The organism is Nonomuraea sp. B10E15 (assembly GCF_039871615.1).
Taxonomy (GTDB): Bacteria; Actinomycetota; Actinomycetes; order Streptosporangiales; family Streptosporangiaceae; genus Nonomuraea.
On record NZ_JBDPMB010000006.1, the window covers coordinates 230,076 to 247,347 of the forward strand.

Genomic DNA, 17,272 nt, shown 5'->3' on the forward strand with positions numbered 1-17,272 from the left:
AACCCGAAGAAGACGGCGCCGTTGTCGGCCGCGTTCTTCGGGACCGACCAGACGGACTGGGTAGTGCTGAACTTGGAGGGCGAGCCGGGGCAACCAGACGGTTCGCCGACCGCCGTTGAGGGGGAACCATGGTTCGTACGCCGGAAACCACCATCGATCCGCGGTACAGCAGCGACGACGCCCGGCCCACCCCGTGGCCGGACGCCGTCGCCCACCTCCGGGACGCGGAGCTGTTCTGGGTGTCCACCGTCCGGCCCGACGGGCGGCCCCACGTCACTCCGGTCGTCGGGGTCTGGCTGGACGACGCCTTCTACTTCTCCAGCGGACCGGAGGAGCAGAAGTCGAAGAACCTCGCGGCCAGCGCGCATTGCGCGGTGACCACCGGGTGCAACCGGTGGAACGACGGCCTGGACCTCGTCCTGCACGGCGACGCCGTCGCGGTGCGGGACCGGCGGCTACTGCGCCGGGTGGCCGATGCCCACACCGCCAAATACGGCAGCGCCTGGGCCGCCGAGGTCGACGACGACGGCGTCTTCCGCATGCACGGGCACGAACCCGTGGTGTACCAGGTGCGCCCGGCCCAGGCCCTGGGGTTCGGCAAGACGGACGGGTTCAGCCACACCCGGTGGGACTTCACCGCCTAGCCCGCCTGGCCTGACGCGGCGCGGCAGGACCGGCCCGCCGGGAAATGGTCTGGCGCTGGTGGCGCGGCGGCGGGGGGACGGTATGCCGGGTTAAGAACGGGAAAAGACTCTGAGCTCCGCCTTGTGGATGAACCCGGATTTTGCACTTTCGGTGATTGTCTCGGTGATAGCGGGCAGTGCCTGGGATGGACGGTCATCATGGGGCAAGGTGGGGAGTATGCCGATGAGGACAGAGCTCGACCGCCTGGCGGGCGGGGCGCATCACGATCCGCACTCCGTGCTGGGCGCGCATCCCGTGGCGGGCGGGATGGTCTTCCGCGCCCTGCGACCGCTGGCCGAGCGGGTCGAGGTGGTGTTCGACGACGGTACGGCCCACACCATGAAACACCAGGCCCACGGCGTGTTCGAGGTCACCGTCCCCGGGCTCGACAAGGTCCCCGGCTACGCGTTGAGGATCAGGTACGCCGGCGCGGAACCGTACATGATGCGCGACCCCTACCGGCACTGGCCCACGCTCGGCGAGGTGGACCTGCACCTCATCGGCGAAGGGCGGCACGAGCGGCTCTGGGAGGTGCTCGGCGCCCGCGTGATGGAGCACGAGGACATCGACGGCACGGCGTTCGCGGTGTGGGCGCCCAACGCGCGCGGCATCAGGGTCGTCGGCGACTTCAACCACTGGGACGGCACCGGCTACCCGATGCGCTCGCTGGGGCGTTCGGGGGTGTGGGAGTTGTTCATTCCGGGGCTCGGGGTGGGCGAGCGGTACAAGTACCAGATTCTCGGCGCCGACGGGATGTGGCGCGACAAGGCCGACCCGATGGCCAGGCGGACCGAGGTGCCGCCGATGACGGCGTCCGTGGTGGACAGGTCCGAGCACGTCTGGGAGGACGGCACGTGGATGGCCGAGCGGCGGGAGAGGCAGCCGCAGCACGGCCCCATGAGCATCTACGAGGTGCACCTGGGTTCGTGGCGGCCGGGGCTGTCGTACGTCGAGCTGGCCGAGCAGCTCTCCGCGTACGTGTCCGACCTGGGATTCACCCACGTGGAGCTGCTGCCGGTGGCCGAGCACCCGTTCGGGGGTTCGTGGGGCTACCAGGTGACGTCCTACTACGCGCCGACGGCCAGGTTCGGCACGCCTGACGACTTCCGCACGTTCGTGGACCTGCTGCACCAGCGCGGCGTCGGGGTGCTGCTCGACTGGGTGCCGGCCCACTTCCCCATGGACGACTGGGCGCTCGCACGCTTCGACGGCACGCCGCTGTACGAGCACGCCGACCCGGCCAGGGGCGAGCACCCCGACTGGGGCACGTACGTGTTCGACTTCGGTCGCAGGGAGGTCAGGAACTTCCTGGTGGCGAACGCCCTCTACTGGCTGAAGGAGTTCCACGTCGACGGGCTGCGGGTGGACGCGGTGGCGTCGATGCTCTACCTCGACTACTCGCGCCGCGAGGGCGAGTGGACGCCGAACGTCTACGGCGGCAGGGAGAACCTCGACGCGGTGGACTTCCTCAAGGAGATGAACTCCGTGTGCTACCGCGAGGCGCCCGGCATCTCTACCGTGGCCGAGGAGTCGACGGCCTGGCCGGGGGTGTCGCGCCCGGTGCATCTTGGCGGTCTCGGCTTCGGGTTCAAGTGGAACATGGGCTGGATGCACGACACGCTCGAATACCTGCGCCACGAGCCGGTCTTCCGCCAGTACCACCACCATCAGATGACGTTCTCGCTGCTGTACGCGTACTCGGAGAACTACGTGCTGCCGCTGTCGCACGACGAGGTCGTGCACGGCAAGGGTTCGCTGCTGGGCAAGATGCCCGGCGACGAGTGGCAGCGCTTCGCGCAGGTGCGGGCGCTGCTGGCGTTCATGTGGGCCCATCCGGGCAAGCAGCTGCTGTTCATGGGCAGCGAGTTCGGCCAGGGCTCGGAGTGGTCGGAGGAGCGCGGGCTCGACTGGTGGGTGCTGGAGTTCGACGGCCACCAGGGCGTGCAGCGGCTCGTACGCGACCTCAACCGCGTCTACAAGGAGACCCCCGCGCTGTGGCAGCAGGACCACGCGCCCGAGGGGTTCCGCTGGATCGACGCCGACGACGCCTCGGGCAACACGTTCTCGTTCGTCCGTTACGGGACCGACGGGTCCGCGGTGGCGTGCGTGGTCAACTTCAGCGGCGGGCCGCACGAGAGCTACCGGCTCGGGCTTCCGTACGGCGGCCAGTGGACGGAGATCGTCAACACCGACGCCTACGACTACTGGGGCAGCGGCGTGGGGAACATGGGCATGGTGGAGGCGGGTGACGAGCCGTGGCACGGGTTGCCCTACTCGACGACGCTGCGGGTGCCGCCGCTCGGCGCGGTCTGGCTCACGCACGAGGCGCCGGCGGCGGACGGCGGCCGATCGGTGCCGGACGAGGGCTGATCGGCGGCTGATCGGCGGTCGATCGACCGCTGATCGGCGGTGCACGGTGGTTGACCGGCGGTCACTGAAAGTTCGGTGAGAAAGCGGCGGGAGCCCTGTGCCTGTCGGGCAAATCGCCATAAACTCCGAGATCATCCCTTCTCGGAGGACGCGTGCGACTTCGCCCCCTGATCGTATGCTCGATCGCCCTGGCCCTGCTGCCGCTGTCCGGCCCGGCCCATGCCGACGATCCGACGACCACCCCGTCGCCCACCGTGACGGAGTCGCAGGCGCCCCCGGCCGAGTCCCCGTCCCCGGCCGGGTCCGAGGCCACTCCGGACGCACCCCTCGGGACACCGGCGGACACACCGGCTGAGTCCCCTGCCCCCACCCCCTCCTCGCCCGAGGACAAGGTCGAGGAGGGCTTAGGGGTCGACGGCGGCACGGCGCGGGCCATCGTCGAGCTGACCGGCCCCACGGAGAACGCGCCCGTGGCGGCCCAGGCCGCCGCCGAGAGCGTGGACGTGGTGCTGCAGCCGCAGAACCAGACGTTCATGGTCGTGAACGGCACCGCGGAGGAGCTGGCCAAGCTGGCCGAGGACCCGCGGGTCGCCTCCATCCGCCGTGACAGGACGTACACGCCCACCCAGGTCGGCTCCAACCTCACGCTGATCGGCGCCGACCAGGCGCACGCGAAGGGCCACACCGGCGCCGGTCAGGCGGTGGCGGTGCTCGACACCGGCATCGACCCCGACCACCCGTGGTACAACGGCAGGGTCGTGGCCGAGGCCTGCTTCTCCGCGGTGGAGCCCGGCGTCGAGACGCTCTGCCCGAACCAGCAGACGCAGCAGACCGGGCCCGGCGCGGCGGACGCGACCACCGAGAAGTGCCTGTCCGGCGGCGTGAACCTGTGCGACCACGGCTCCCACGTGGCCGGCATCGCGGCCGGCAGCAGCGGCGTGGCGCCGGGGGCGAGCATCGTGGCGGTGCAGGTGTTCAGCCGGGTCAACGACGAGAACCTCTGCGGCGAGCCGTCGTGCCTGCTGGCCTACGAGTCGTCGTTGCTGCAGGCCATGGACTACGTCGCCGGGCTGAGCCAGCCGATCGCCGCGGTCAACCTGAGCCTGGGCGGGATGTTGTACGAAGGCGCGTGCGACACCTCCGAGGAAGGCTCGGTCTTCAAGCCGAAGATCGACGCGCTGCTGGCCAGGGGCATCGCCACCGTGGTGGCCGCGGGCAACGAGTACTTCGAAGGGGCTTCGTACCCGGCCTGCATCTCCAGCGCCGTGGCCGTGGGCGCGAACGACGGAGGCGACGCCATCGCGGACTTCTCCAACCGCGGCGCCCTGCTTGACCTGTTCGCGCCCGGCGTGGACATCGAGTCGTCGGTGCCGGACAACGCGACCACCGTCTACAGCGGCACCTCCATGGCGACACCGCACGTGGCCGGCGCGCTGGCACTGATGAAGGCGGCCTCCCCGGACACCCCGATGGCCGACCTGATCGACAAGCTTAAGACGACCGGTAGGCCGTACGTGTACGAGGCCAACGGCGCCCAGGTCACCACGCCGCGCCTCGACCTGGCGGCGGCACTGGCCGGGACGGCCCCGCAGCCGCCGATCTCGCAGAGCCCGGCGCCCCCGCCCGACCAGGACCCCGAGCCCGACCCTGGCGGCAGCAGCGGGCCCTCCCCCGAGCCCGACGACCCGGCGGATCCGGGCCCGGACCCCGCCCCCGACCCCGACCCCGACCCCGAGCCGGTGCCGCTGCCCACCGTGACGGTCACGGTGACGGTCACCGCGAGCCCGGTCGCGAAACCGGCGGCCACCGTCTGCACGCGGGGCAAGGCGGCCAGGAAGCTGACGGTCAAGAAGTGGGCCGTGGAGATCCACCGCAGCAGCGGGACGATCCCCGACGACACACTCACCTGCTACCTGAAGCTGATCAGCAAGTCGAGCAAGGTGTTCCCCGAGCTGACGAAGGCGTCCTCGCTCGGCAAGGCGTACCGGGTGCTGAAGAACACCCGCACCGGCAAGGCCAAGCTGGACCGCGCGCTGCTGACGGCCTGGCTGAACTGGGCGCACGGCACGAACGGCACCACGACGCTGGCCGCCGCCGAGAAGGTGCGGCTCGGCAAGAAGCCGTCCGCGGCGGCGCTGAAGAAGGCGGCCGACAAGGTCATCAAGTCCACCAAGTGATCCATGGGAAAGGGCCGGTCTCTTTCGACCGGCCTTTCCCATGGGTCGCCTGAGGCAAAAACGTCTCCAAGGTCGCGCTGCTCGCTTTCATCCCCCACATCACCCTTGTGGCAAGGGGGATGTATGCGGCTGTACGCGGGCGAACGCTCCCGCCTCGAGGACGAACCGACCTTCGGAGGAACATGTGAGGCTACGGTCTCTGCCGGCCCGCGCGAGCGCGCTGGCCGTCCTGTGCGCCGTGCTGTGCGCGGCCCCGCCGCTGCAAGCCGACACGAAAAACACCAACGACCCCGTCATCAGCCCCGCGCTCGTCGCGGAGATCAAGGCGAAGACCCGGGTCCGATCCATCATCCAGGTCAAGCCGGGCCAGAACGCCGAGGCCGTGGCCCAGGACCTGGAACAGGCCTCGGAGGGGAGCCGGGTCCTGGAGGCGGCGTCATCGCCGCACTTCTTCGTCGCCGAGGTGGACCGGCGCACGCTGGCCAAGCTCAGGAAGGACGCGAGGGTCCAGTCCGTCTACAAGGACGAGCTGCGCCACCCGACGCTGGACTCCAGCACCGCCTTGATCCGCTCGGACCGGGCGAACACCGCCGGCTGGACCGGCAGGGGCACGACGGTCGCCGTGCTCGACACGGGGATCGACCGCGACCACCCGTTCTTCCGCGGCCGGCTGGTGGACGAGGCGTGTTTCTCCTCCTCCGACGCCAGCGACGGCACCGTCTCGCTCTGCCCGAACAGCCAGCCGAGCCAGACCGGGCCGGGCTCGGCGGACGCCGAGACCGCCCAGTGCCAGGTCAACGGGTCGAACGCCTGCTCGCACGGCACGCACGTGGCCGGCATCGCGGCGGGCGCCGTGACCGCGGGGGCGCCGTCCAACGGCGTCGCCCCCGCGGCGCGCATCCTGGCGATCCAGGTCTTCAGCCGCGTGGACAACCCGCTGACCTGCGGGTCGGGCGGCGGCAGCGCCCCCTGCTTCCTCAGCTACACCTCGGACCAGAAGCTGGCGCTGGAGTACGTGGCCCGGGTCGCCAGGGCCAGCAACGTCGCGGCGGTGAACCTGAGCATGTCCGGCGGGAGCCTGTTCACCGAGGCGTGCGACGCCGACCCCGCCGCCGCGGGGGTCAAGCCGGAGTTCGACGCGCTCGTGGCGCTGGGCGTGGCGCCGGTCGTGGCGGCCGGCAACAGCGGATCCCCGAACGGCGTCTCCTCCCCTGCCTGCATCTCCACCGCCGTGACGGTGGGCGCGACCGGCGACGACGACACCCCCGCCTCGTTCAGCAACCGGGGGGCCATGCTGGACCTGTTCGCGCCCGGGGTGGACATCAACTCCTCGGTTCCCGACGACGCGTACCGCGAGCTGAGCGGCACCTCGATGGCCGCGCCCCACGTGGCCGGGATGTTCGCGCTGATGAAGCAGGCGTACGCGAACAACACCGTCGCGCAGAGCCTGCAGCGGTTGAAGAGCACGGGCACGCCCATCCGGTACGGCGCCGGTGGCACGTCGACGGTCACCGCCAGGATCGACGCCGAGCGGGCCACCCCTGCCGCACGCGTCTGAACGGGCGTCACGGCCGGAGCCCCGGAGACTCCGGTCACCTCCCTGACCAGAACAAGAACAGGTAACAGAACGCATCCACCCCTCTGACAACAGTTGTCCGATTACTACACTTTCGGTGAGAAATGCCCCCCGAACCACCGGAGGATCAGTTGAGACTGTCGTCTCTGCTGGCAGGCGCGATCGCCTTGGCCGCCTCCGCGGCCGCGCTCGTCGCCACACCCGCCCTCGCCGACCCCAAAACGAAGATCGACCCTGCGATCACGGCGAGCGGCGAGCACCGCGCCATCGTCCGCGTGCAACAGCCCGACCAGGTGAAGTCCCTGCTGTCCAGCGCTGAGAAGATCAAGCGGGGCAAGAAGAACCTCATCGCGGAACCGCCCGCCGCAGTGGCCGGCGCGCTGGACTTCTTCGTCTACCGCGGGACCCGCGCCGAACTCGAGAAGCTCGCCGAGCAGACCGCGGTCGTCTCGATCCGCAAGGACAAGCTCAACAAACCCTCGCTGGTGGAGAGCATCCCCCTGATCGGCGCCGACCAGGCGCACGCCGGCGGCACCACTGGCAAGGGCACGGCCGTCGCGATCCTGGACACCGGGATCGACACCGACCACCCCGCCTTCGGCGACCGCATCGTGTCCGAGGCGTGCTTCTCCGCCGAAGACCCCGCCGACGGCTCCACGCCGCTGTGCCCCAACGGCGCCGAGTCCCAGGTCGGCGCGGGCGCCGCAAGCGCCGAGAGCGCCGCCTGCCTGAAGGACGCCCCCCAGCCGCAGTACGGCCTCTGCTACCACGGCACCCACGTCGCCGGCATCACCGCCGGCCAGCGGACCGCCGACTTCGCCGCCGACGGCGTCGCCCCCAAGGCGCTCATCGTGCCGGTGCAGGTGTTCAGCCGGTTCGACGACTCGCCGTACTGCTCCGGCCGGCCCGTCTGCATCCTGGCCTACGACTCGTCGATCCTGACCGGCATGGCGTACGCCGACCTGATGACGTCCCAGTACAAGATCGCTTCTGTCAACCTCAGCCTGGGCGGCGGCGCCTACACCGCCGCCTGCGACACGGGCGACGGGGCCGACTTCAAGGCCGAGGTCGACAAGCTGCAGGCCAAGGGCGTCGCCACGGTGGTCGCCTCGGGCAACGAGGGCTTCGACGCGTCGGTGTCGTGGCCGGCGTGCGTCTCGAACACCGTCGCCGTGGGCGCCACGGACAAGAAGGACGCCGTGGCCACCTTCTCCAACCGCGGCACGCTGATCGACGTCTACGCGCCGGGCGTGTCCATCACGGGGGCGATCGCCAGCAACACGTACGCGACGCTCAGCGGCACCTCGATGGCCGCCCCGCACGTGGCGGGCGCCTTCGCGCTGCTGCACCAGAAGCGCCCCAACGCCTCGGTGGACACGCTGCTGGAGACGTTGAAGAGCACCGGCAAGCCGATCACGTACAAGAGCGGGAACACGGAGGTCACCACTCCCCGCATCGACGTGTGGGCCGCGCTGAGCGCCAGGTAACCATCGAACACCCCGGGTGGGTGCGGCACCTACCGCCACCCACCCGGTCGGGTGCGCGAAACCCGCCCGATTCGCGGCCCGCTCCGCCCCGCTCTCCGTGGCGGTCAGAAAGTGAGAGCGATCTGATAGCGAGCCCTGATGTGCTGGTCCCACGTCAACCGACGTGTCCGCACATACAGGAGGAAAAGCTCGTGACCCGCACGTCGCGGAACTCGTTCCGCCCGAGGCCGCGCACGCTGCGTGATCAGCAGCCCAGGCCCCTGAGCAGCTGATCGAGCCTGGCGTAGTTGGGATCAGCAGGCCTGAGCAGTGCGCGCGCCTCCTCCCAGGAGGCGCGCGCGTCATCCGGGCGGCCCATCGCGAGCTGGATCTCGCCCCGGGTCGTCAGCGCCTCGACCTGGCCGCTCACGTCGGCCAGCCGCAGGGAGATCACCAGCGCCTGCCGGCAGTGTTCCAGGGCCGTCGGGTATTCGGCGGTCCCCTCGCACGCCGCGGCGAGGTTGGTCAACGCGCACGCCTCCTGCAGCTCCAGGCCGTGCTCCTGGTAGATCTCCAGCGCCTCGCGGGTGTGCCCCAGGGCGTCGGCGCAGCGCCCGGCCAGGATCTCGGTGGCGCCGTAGTTGAGCAGCGCGTGCGCCCGGACCACCGCGGAGGCCGCCGGCCGGGCGGCGATCTCCGCCTCCCGGTGGCAGGCGAGCGCGCGGTCGAAGTCCTCAGCCCGCTGCCAGACCAGCCCGAGCACGCTCAACGCCCGTGACGTCTTCGCGGGGTCGCCGAGCCGCTCGGCGTGCCGCAGGGCTTCGCGCAGCGTCGCGTCGGCTTCGTCGTACGCGCCGGTGACGGAGTAGGCGCCGCCGAGCACGAACGCGGCCTGGTATCCGGCCAGCGGATCGCCGAGCTCCTCCGCGCACTCCAGGCCGGACCGGCCCGCCGCCAGCCAGTCCGCGAAATAGCGTGACCGGTCGAGGAAGTCGCGTATGTCGACAGCCAGCTGCCAGCCGTGGTCCGGCAGGCCGTGATCGGCAGCGGCGCCGACGGCGGCGACCAGCGTGCTCCGTTCAGTCTCGAACCATTCGGTTGCCGCACCGCTGCTGGGAAGGGCGGGCAGCGGAACCGCGCTCTCGCCGATGCCGCGCGAGAGCGGGATCGGGCGTGAGAAGCCGAGCGCGATCCGCGCCTCGTTCGCCGCCCGGACATACCAGTCGAGCACCCGGCGCAACGCCGCCGCGCCCGCCTCGGACCTGTCGGCGGCCAGCCGCTCGGCGGCGTACTCCCTGAGCAGGTCGTGCAGCCGGTAGCGCCCCGGCCGGCGCGCTTCCAGCAGGTGCACGGCGGCCAGCCGGTCGAGCAGGGCGCGCGCCGCGGCCGGCACGACGTCCAGCAGCGCCGCCGCGCCCGGCAACCCGATGTCGCTGCCCGGGTAGCAGCCGAGGTGGGTGAACGCGCGCGCCAGGTCCGGCGGAAGCAGGTCGTACGACCACGAGAACACCGTACGCAGGTCGGCTCCCGGATCGCTGTCGGCCAGGGCGTCCAGCGGGCTCCGGCGCTGCCGCAGATCGTCGACCAGCTCGGCGAGGGAACGGTCGGGGTGCTGGGATCCCAGCTCGGCGGCGATGCGCAGGGCCAGCGGCAACCGTCCGCACAGCAGGGCCAGCTCGGCCAGCGCGTCGGGTTCCGCCTCCGCCCTGTGCCGCGGGATCGCCGCCGTCAGCAACGCCATGGCGTCGGCGTCGGGCAGCTCGCGCAGCGCCACCCGGTGCGCCCCATCGCGCGCGGCCAGGCCGCGCAGGTCGCTCCGGCTGGTCACGATCACGAAGCAGTGGGAGCCCGGCAGGAGCGGCCGGACGTGCTCGGCGTCGTGGGCGTTGTCGAGGAGCAGCAACATCCGGCGGCCGGCGAGCAGGGTGCGCAGCAGCGCCGCGGCCTCCCCCGCGTCGTTCGGAACCCGGTCCGCCGGCGTGCCGATCGCGCGCAGCAGCCGGCCGAGCGCCGCCTCCGCCGTGACCGGCCGGCCAGGGCCGTAGCCGTGCAGGTCGAGGTAGAGCTGCCCGTCGGAGAAACGATCCTGCCTCAGCCTGGCCCAGTGCACCGCGAGCGCGGTCTTGCCCGCGCCGCCGACGCCGTGAACCGCCACCAGGGCGAGCCCGCTGCCGGACCAGCGGTCGAGGTGCTCGTCGAGCGCGGCCAGCTCGGCCGTCCGACCGGCGAAGCCCGCCGGCGCCGGGGGCAGCTGCCGCGGCGTCACGCGTTCCGGCTCTGGGCTTCCCGCCAGCAACCGCCGGTGCAGGCGTTGCAGGCGCGCCGACGGGTCCGCGCCGAGGGTGTCCACGAGCGTGTTCCGTACGGACTCGTACGCCTCCAGCGCCTCGGCCTGCCGCCGGTCCGCGATCAGCACGGTCAGCAGCCGCTCCCAGAGCGACTCGCGTACGGGGAAGCGCGCGGTCAGCACGCGCAGCTCGGCGATCATCGCGCTCGGCGCGCGGTCGCCGAGCGCCAGGTCCAGATCGATCCGCCGCTCGACGGCCGCCAGGTAACGCTCGGTCAGCGCGGGCGCGTGGTCGCGCTCGAGCGAGTCGGACGCGACGTCGCCGAGCGGCTCGCCCCGCCACAACTCCAGCGCGTCCCGCAGCAGCTCGCGGGCGCGCCCGGGCTCGTCGTCCGTGGCCTGCTCCGCGGCGCGGACGAGCCGGTCGAAGCGCGACGCGTCCACCTGATCGGGGTCGACGTCCAGCAGGTAGCCGTCGACGACGTTGCGCACCAGCCCGCCGAACTGCGGCCCGAGCAGCCGCCGGAGCCGGTGCACGTTGTTCTGCACGGCCTCGCGAGGGCTCGACGGCAGGTCGGCGCCCCAGATGCGCTCGGTCAGGACGTCGACGGGCACGACGCGCCCCGGCAGCACGGCCAGGCTCGCCAGCAGAGCCCGCTGCCGTTTCGAGGCGATCCTCACGGTACGGTCCGGCAGCCGCACCTCGAACGGTCCGAGAAGGCGGATCGAAACCTCGGGCACCCCGCCGCGCTCCTTTCCCCTGAGCCATGCGTTCAGGTCGAAACTATCTGCAACCGGGCGCTCACGCGTACAGATCGTCGAGGGTCGCCCGGCGCGAACAGCCGCTCGAGCCCGTCGTCCCGGTCGGCGGCCGAGCGCGTTTCGAATCGTGTCGCTTAGGGTGGCTTCATGGACGCAGGCAAGGCGATCTTCGAAACCGTCGACAAGCTTCGCCAGCGGCGCACCGCCCCGCTGGTGCTGGAGCTCGACCTCACCGAGGGCCTCACCGAGGGCCCGCCGTCGGATCCGCTCGCCGCGGTGTTGTCGATGCGCAAGCCGCGCCTGTCCGACGTCCTGTCGGGGCTGCGGCGGGCCAGGCAGGACCCCAGGGTCAGAGGGCTGGTCGTCAAGGTCGGGGGCAACCCGATGGGCCTGGCCATGGTGCAGGAGTTGCGCCAGGCGGTGACCCACTTCCGCGCCTCGGGCAAGCCGGCCGTCGCGTTCGCCGAGACGTTCGGCGAGTTCGGCGGCGGCACCGTGCCCTACTACCTGGCCACCGCCTTCGAGCGCGTCTACCTGCAGCCGAGCGGCGACGTCGGGCTGACCGGCGTGGCGGTCGAGCAGCGCTTCGTCAAGGGGACGCTGGCCAAGCTGGGCGTCGGCTACGAAGTGGGCCAGCGGCACGAGTACAAAACCGCCGCCAACACCTTCACCCAGGACCACATGACCGAGGCCCACCGCGAGTCGATCGGCCGCATCGTGGAGTCGGTCACCGAGGGCCTGGTCGCGGGCATCGCCGAGGGGCGCAGGCTCGACCCCGCCAAGGTGCGCGAGCTGATCGACCGGGGCCCGTTCACCGCCGCCGAGGCGCTGGAGGCGGGGCTGGTCGACGAGCTGGCCTACCGCGACGAGGTCTACGACGAGGTCAAGCGTTCCGCGGGGGCCGAGGCGCACCTGCTGTACGTCTCCCGCTACGCCAGGAGCACGGCCGTACGCAAGCTGCCGCAGCCGATGGCCGACGCGGTCGCGCTCGTCCACGGCCACGGCATGATCAGGTCCGGCCGCAGCGGGCGCAGCCCGGTGGGCGGGGGCGGGGCGATGGGCTCCGACACGATCAGCGCCGCGTTCCGGGCGGCCCGGCGCGACGAGCACGTCAAGGCCGTCGTGTTCCGGGTCGACAGCCCGGGCGGCTCCTACGTCGCCAGCGACACGGTGTGGCGCGAGGTGACGCTGACGCGCAAGGTCAAACCGGTGATCGTGTCGATGGGCGACGTGGCCGCCTCCGGCGGCTACTTCGTGTCGATGGGCGCCGACGTGATCGTGGCGCAGCCGGGCACGCTGACGGGCTCGATCGGGGTCTACGGCGGCAAGGCCGTCCTCGCCGAGCTGTTCGAGAAGATCGGGATGAACACCGAGCTCGTGGGCAGCGGGGCCAACGCCGGGATGTTCGCCACGTCCCGCGGGTTCTCCTCCGAGCAGTGGGAGCGGATCAACGCCTGGCTCGACCGGATCTACGACGACTTCGTGAGCAAGGTGGCCGCGAGCCGCGACCTCACCCGCGACCGCGCACACGAGCTGGCGAGGGGCCGGGTGTGGACCGGCGCCGACGCGCAGGCGAGCGGGCTGGTCGACGAGCTGGGCGGGCTGGAGGACGCGCTGGCCCTGGCGCGTGGGCGGGCCGGGCTGGCCGACGACGCGCCGGTGCGCGCCTATCCCCGGCTCAACCCGCTGGAGCGCCTGCGCGGCCCCGACTCGAGCGAGGACAAGTCGGCCGCGCTGGCCAGGATCCGCATGGACGCCTGGGGCCCGCTGGCCCGGCTGTCGGCCGAGCTCGGCCTGCCCGTCGCGGGTCCGCTCATCCTGCCCGCGTGGTACACGATCCGCTGACCTCGGCCGGCGTGCGGCCCGCCGTCATGCGCCCGCGGCGCTGCAGCGGAGCCGGCGGGTGACGTGACGCCCGCGGTCACGCGCCTGTCGGGCGATAGCGGCCGCGGAGTCGTACGAGGGGTTGGAGCTCGGGCTCGACGTAGTCGATCGCGAGGACGGTGGCGATGTAGAGGGTGTGGTCGCCGGCCGGCACCACCTTGGTGGTCTCGGCCTCCAGCGCGGCCACCCCGCCCTCCACCACCAGCGCCTGCGTGTGCGGCCCCCGGTGGTGCGGTGTGCCGGCCACCAGCAGGCGGGCGCTGGGCCGCCCGGCGGTGGCGAACCGGCTGGCGATGGCCGCCTGACCCGACGACAGCAGTGACGCCACCCAGCGGTCCTGGCGCAGCAGCACCTCGTTCAGGTAGCCGCGGCTGCCCAGGCTCACCAGAACGAGCGGCGGCTCCATCGAGACGGACATCAGCGCCGAGATCGTGGCGCCCAGATCGTCGCGCCCGTCGCGTACGGTCACCACCGCCACGCCGGCCGCGAGTTGCGCCATCGCCTCCGTGAACTCGCTCACCGCGAGGGCCTCCGGCTTCGTGAGGCCCTCGCGGCGGGCGTCAGGCGAGGCCGTTGGAGGTCAGCCATTCCTCGGCCACCACGGCGGGCTCGTCCTTGTTGACGGAGATCTTCTGCATCATCTCCAGCAACGACTCCGTGGTCAGCTTGGCGGAGATCCCGTTGAGCGTCGTGCGGATCGTGTCGGAGGCGGACGCCTTGTGGAGCAGCGGCGTCACGTTCTGGGCCGGGAAGATGTTCTTGGTGTCCTGGAGCGGCACCAAATTGTTGGCGGCGATCTTCGGGTCGGTGCTGAAGACGTTGCCGACCTGGATCGTGCCGTCCTTCAGCGCGTCGGCCGTGGTGGGCCCGGTGGGCTTCCACTCCTTGAACTCGACCCCGTAGACGTCCTTGAACCGTGCTTCCCACCGCTTCTTGAACTCGGGCGGGCCACCGACGATCATGCTCTTGGAGACCTTGGCGAGGTCTTCCATGGTGGTGAGCGACTGCTTGGTCTGGGTGTCCTTGGTGACGGACAGGGTGTCCTTGTCCTCGGCGGGTGAGGAGTCGAGCACCTCCAGCTCGGCGGGCAGCTTCTCCTTCAGCGCGGTGTTCACCTCGTCGGTGGTGGCGGCCGTGGCCGCCTGGTCGATGAAGGCGAGCAGGTTGCCGTTGTATTCCGGCACGATGGTCAGGCCGCCGCTCTTGACCTGGTCGTAGACGGCCTCGCGGCTGCCGATGCGCGGCTTCTCCTCGACCTGCACGCCCTTGGCCTCGAGGGCCTGGGCGTAGATCGAGGCGAGCAGCACGCTCTCGTCGAAGTCGAACGATCCGATGACGGCCTTGCCCCCGCCCGAGGCCGAACCGCTGGGGGCCGCGCTCGTGGTGTCGAGCGGGTTGCCCGTGCTGCCGCCGCCACCGCAGGCGGCCAGCGTGAGGACCGCTGACACGAGCACCGCCGCGGTGCCGAACATGCGTCTCATGGTGTTTCCCTTCTCAAGCGGGAGGTAATTCAGGAGGTTATCGAACATTCACTCGCTGGCTCACCCCCGGCGAGACCGTCACCCTCTGCGCGAGCGCGAACAGGAGCTGCACCACCAGGGCGAACAGCACAATGAGTACAGAACCCCCGACGACGCTCGCGTAATCCTTCGTCGCGAAACCGTCGATCACGTAGCGTCCGAGGCCGCCGAGCCCGGTGTAGGCCGCGACCGTCGTGGTGGCCACGACCTGGATCGCCGACAGCCGGCAGCCCAGCAGGATCAGCGGCAGCGCGACCGGCACCAGCACCCGGCCGAGCACCTGCCCGCCGCGCAGGCCCATCCCGTACGCCGCGTCGCGCAGCTCGGGATCGACCCCTTTGACGCCCTCGAAGGTGTTGACCAGGATCGGCGGCACCGACAGCAACACCAGCGGGATGATCACCGGCCAGATCGAGGCCGTGCCCAGCAGCAACACGAACATCACCAGCAACCCCAGCGTGGGCAGCGCCCTGGCCAGGTTCGCGGAGACGACGACCAGCACCTCACCCCGGCCCGTGTGCCCGATCGCCAGCCCCAGCGGCACGGCCACCAGCACGGCCAGCAGCAGCGCCAGCGCCGAGAACTCGAGGTGCTCCAGCAGCCGCATGGGGATCCCGCCGGGCCCCGACCAGTTGGCGCCGTTGCCGAAGAACTCGGCTATCCAGACGAAGAACGAGGTCAGCCAGTTCACGACGCCGCCCCCTTCCGCACGCGTACCCAGGGGGTGAGCACCCGCTGAGCCAGGACCAGCAGGCCGTCGGCGATCAGCGCCAGCAGCACGATCAGCACGATGCCGACGATCACCGGCGGCATGAACGGGTTCTGGTACGCCCGGGTGAACAGCCCGCCGAGGCCACCCTGCCCGATCAGCGCGCCCACGCTGACCAGGCTGATGCTGGAGACCGCGACCACCCGGAGGCCGGCCAGCACCACCGGCACCGCGATCGGCAGCTCCACCGCCAGCAGCCGGCGCAGCGGCGAGAAGCCCATCGCGACCGCTGACTGGCGCACGTGGTCGGGCACCGAGTCCAGCCCGCCGACCACGGCCGGGAGCAGGACGGCCACGCCGTAGAAGGCGAGCGGGATGATCACCGTGGTCTGCGACAGCCCGGTCACCGAGATCAGCAGCATGAAGACGGGCAGCGAAGGCAGCGCGTAGATGACGTTCATCAGGCCGGAGGCGGGCTGGTAGAGCCAGCGCCAGCGCACGCAGGCCAGGCCCAGCGGCAGTGCCACGATCAGCGCGAAGAGGATCGGCACGAGCGACATGGTCAGGTGGTCGATGAGCAGGTCCTTGATGCTGCCCGCCCGGCCGGTGTCCCAGTTGCGCCCGATCCATTCCCACAGGGAGGGAGGACCGTCACCCATCTGCGGCCTCCGCCAGCGCCTCGTCGAGCGCCTCCCTGGTGGCCACGCCGACGACCCTGCCCTCGTCGTCCACGGCCACCGAGCAGCCGGACGGCGACAGCAGCGCCGCGTCGAGCGCCGAGCGCATCGAGTCGCGGCCGTACAGGAACGTCCCGAACGGCTCCAGCTCTCCGGGGCGCGCCCCGGAGAGCCAGCCGACCGGCCCGCCCTGCTCGTCGACGACCAGCCGCCACGGCTCCTGCGACGAGCCGTCGCCGCCGTCCTGCCGGACCGTCAGATCGGTACGCAGGCGCAGCCCTTCCGTCGAGACGAACTGCAGCCGCCTGATCCCCCTGTCGTGCCCGAGGAACTCGCGGACGAAGTCGTCGGCCGGCTCCGACAGCAGCGTCTTGGGCGCGGCCAGCTGCGCCAGCCGGCCGCCGACGCGCAGCACAGCCACCCGGTCGCCGAGCTTGATGGCCTCGTCGATGTCGTGCGTGACGAACACGATGGTCTTGTTCAGCTCGTCCTGCAGCCTGAGCAGTTCTTCCTGCAGGGTCGTGCGCACCACGGGGTCGACCGCGCTGAACGGCTCGTCCATGAGCAGCACGGGCGGGTCGGCGGCCAGCGCCCTGGCCACGCCCACGCGCTGCTGCTGCCCGCCCGAGAGCTGGAACGGGTAGCGGCCGGCCAGCGCCGGGTCGAGCCCGACGCGTTCCAGCAGCTCCATGGCCCTGTCGCGGGCCTTCTTCCGGTCCCAGCCGAGGAGGTAGGGGACGGTGGCGATGTTGTCGACGATCTTCCGGTGCGGGAACAGGCCGGCCTGCTGGATGACGTACCCGATGCCGCGGCGCAGGGTCGGCGGGTCGATGCTCTGCACGGGCACGCCGTCGAGGAGGATCTGTCCCTCCGAGGCGTCGATCATGCGGTTGATCATCCGGAGTGAGGTCGTCTTGCCGCAGCCCGAGGGCCCGACGAGCACGGTGATCTCGCCTGTGGGAGCCTCCATGGTGAGGTCGTCCACGGCGACCGTTCCGTCCGGGAAACGTTTGGTGACAGCGTCGAATGTGATCACGCGCGAACTCTCGCTCGGTGGGCTTGTGGCAGGGGTCGCAGCCCCCTGCCACGACCGCCGCATGATCTCTTGAACCCACACACTACGGCGATCCGGCCCGCTCTGTCCCCATCGGGGCGGGCTT

At 71.3% G+C, this 17,272-nt stretch carries 12 protein-coding genes; 6 read left to right on the forward strand and 6 right to left on the reverse strand.

Annotation, left to right across the window (positions count from 1 at the left end; translation table 11 throughout):
- The first annotated feature begins 128 nt into the window (after positions 1-128).
- The 5 genes from ABGB14_RS20795 (at position 129) to ABGB14_RS20815 (ending at position 8,294) form a co-directional block, all read left to right on the forward strand.
- Positions 129-644, forward strand: a complete 516-nt coding sequence (locus ABGB14_RS20795) for a pyridoxamine 5'-phosphate oxidase family protein (RefSeq protein WP_347645453.1) — start codon at positions 129-131, stop codon at positions 642-644.
- Between the two features lie 223 nt (positions 645-867).
- A complete protein-coding gene (gene glgB / locus ABGB14_RS20800) occupies positions 868-3,054 on the forward strand; it encodes a 1,4-alpha-glucan branching protein GlgB (protein ID WP_347645546.1) in 2,187 nt (728 codons plus the stop codon).
- Between the two features lie 152 nt (positions 3,055-3,206).
- Positions 3,207-5,231, forward strand: a complete 2,025-nt coding sequence (locus tag ABGB14_RS20805) for a S8 family serine peptidase (protein ID WP_347645454.1) — start codon at positions 3,207-3,209, stop codon at positions 5,229-5,231.
- 184 nt (positions 5,232-5,415) lie between these two features.
- Positions 5,416-6,789 (forward strand): S8 family serine peptidase, encoded by a 1,374-nt coding sequence (locus ABGB14_RS20810; protein ID WP_347645455.1) that lies wholly within the window; start codon positions 5,416-5,418, stop codon positions 6,787-6,789.
- 149 nt (positions 6,790-6,938) lie between these two features.
- Positions 6,939-8,294, forward strand: coding sequence for a S8 family serine peptidase (locus tag ABGB14_RS20815; protein WP_347645456.1), 1,356 nt, complete (start codon positions 6,939-6,941; stop codon positions 8,292-8,294).
- 244 nt (positions 8,295-8,538) lie between these two features.
- On the opposite strand, the gene ABGB14_RS20820 is transcribed toward ABGB14_RS20815, so the two are convergent.
- On the reverse strand, positions 8,539-11,301 hold the full coding sequence (locus ABGB14_RS20820; protein ID WP_347645457.1) for a BTAD domain-containing putative transcriptional regulator: 2,763 nt from the start codon (positions 11,299-11,301) through the stop codon (positions 8,539-8,541).
- A gap of 168 nt (positions 11,302-11,469) precedes the next feature.
- Between ABGB14_RS20820 and sppA the strand changes: the two genes are divergently transcribed.
- The gene (gene sppA / locus ABGB14_RS20825; RefSeq protein ID WP_347645458.1) at positions 11,470-13,167 is read left to right on the forward strand and encodes a signal peptide peptidase SppA; all 1,698 of its coding nucleotides are present in this window, start codon (positions 11,470-11,472) and stop codon (positions 13,165-13,167) included.
- 76 nt (positions 13,168-13,243) lie between these two features.
- Here the strand turns inward: sppA and ABGB14_RS20830 are convergent, their stop codons facing one another.
- Genes ABGB14_RS20830 through ABGB14_RS20850 form a run of 5 tightly spaced genes read right to left on the reverse strand, consistent with a single transcriptional unit; the run spans position 13,244 to position 17,148 of the window.
- Entirely contained in the window at positions 13,244-13,726 is a 483-nt protein-coding gene (locus ABGB14_RS20830; RefSeq protein ID WP_347645459.1) for a flavin reductase family protein, read from the reverse strand.
- Positions 13,727-13,766: 40 nt separating this feature from the next.
- Entirely contained in the window at positions 13,767-14,687 is a 921-nt protein-coding gene (locus ABGB14_RS20835; RefSeq protein ID WP_347645460.1) for an ABC transporter substrate-binding protein, read from the reverse strand.
- Between the two features lie 37 nt (positions 14,688-14,724).
- Positions 14,725-15,417: an ABC transporter permease gene (locus tag ABGB14_RS20840; RefSeq protein WP_347645461.1), complete on the reverse strand. Its 693-nt coding sequence runs from the start codon at positions 15,415-15,417 to the stop codon at positions 14,725-14,727.
- Entirely contained in the window at positions 15,414-16,094 is a 681-nt protein-coding gene (locus ABGB14_RS20845; RefSeq protein WP_347645462.1) for an ABC transporter permease, read from the reverse strand. The genes ABGB14_RS20840 and ABGB14_RS20845 overlap by 4 nt, the downstream gene beginning before the upstream one ends.
- Complete coding sequence (locus ABGB14_RS20850) at positions 16,087-17,148, reverse strand: ABC transporter ATP-binding protein (RefSeq protein ID WP_347645463.1); 1,062 nt, start codon at positions 17,146-17,148, stop codon at positions 16,087-16,089. The genes ABGB14_RS20845 and ABGB14_RS20850 overlap by 8 nt, the downstream gene beginning before the upstream one ends.
- Positions 17,149-17,272: the final 124 nt, after the last annotated feature.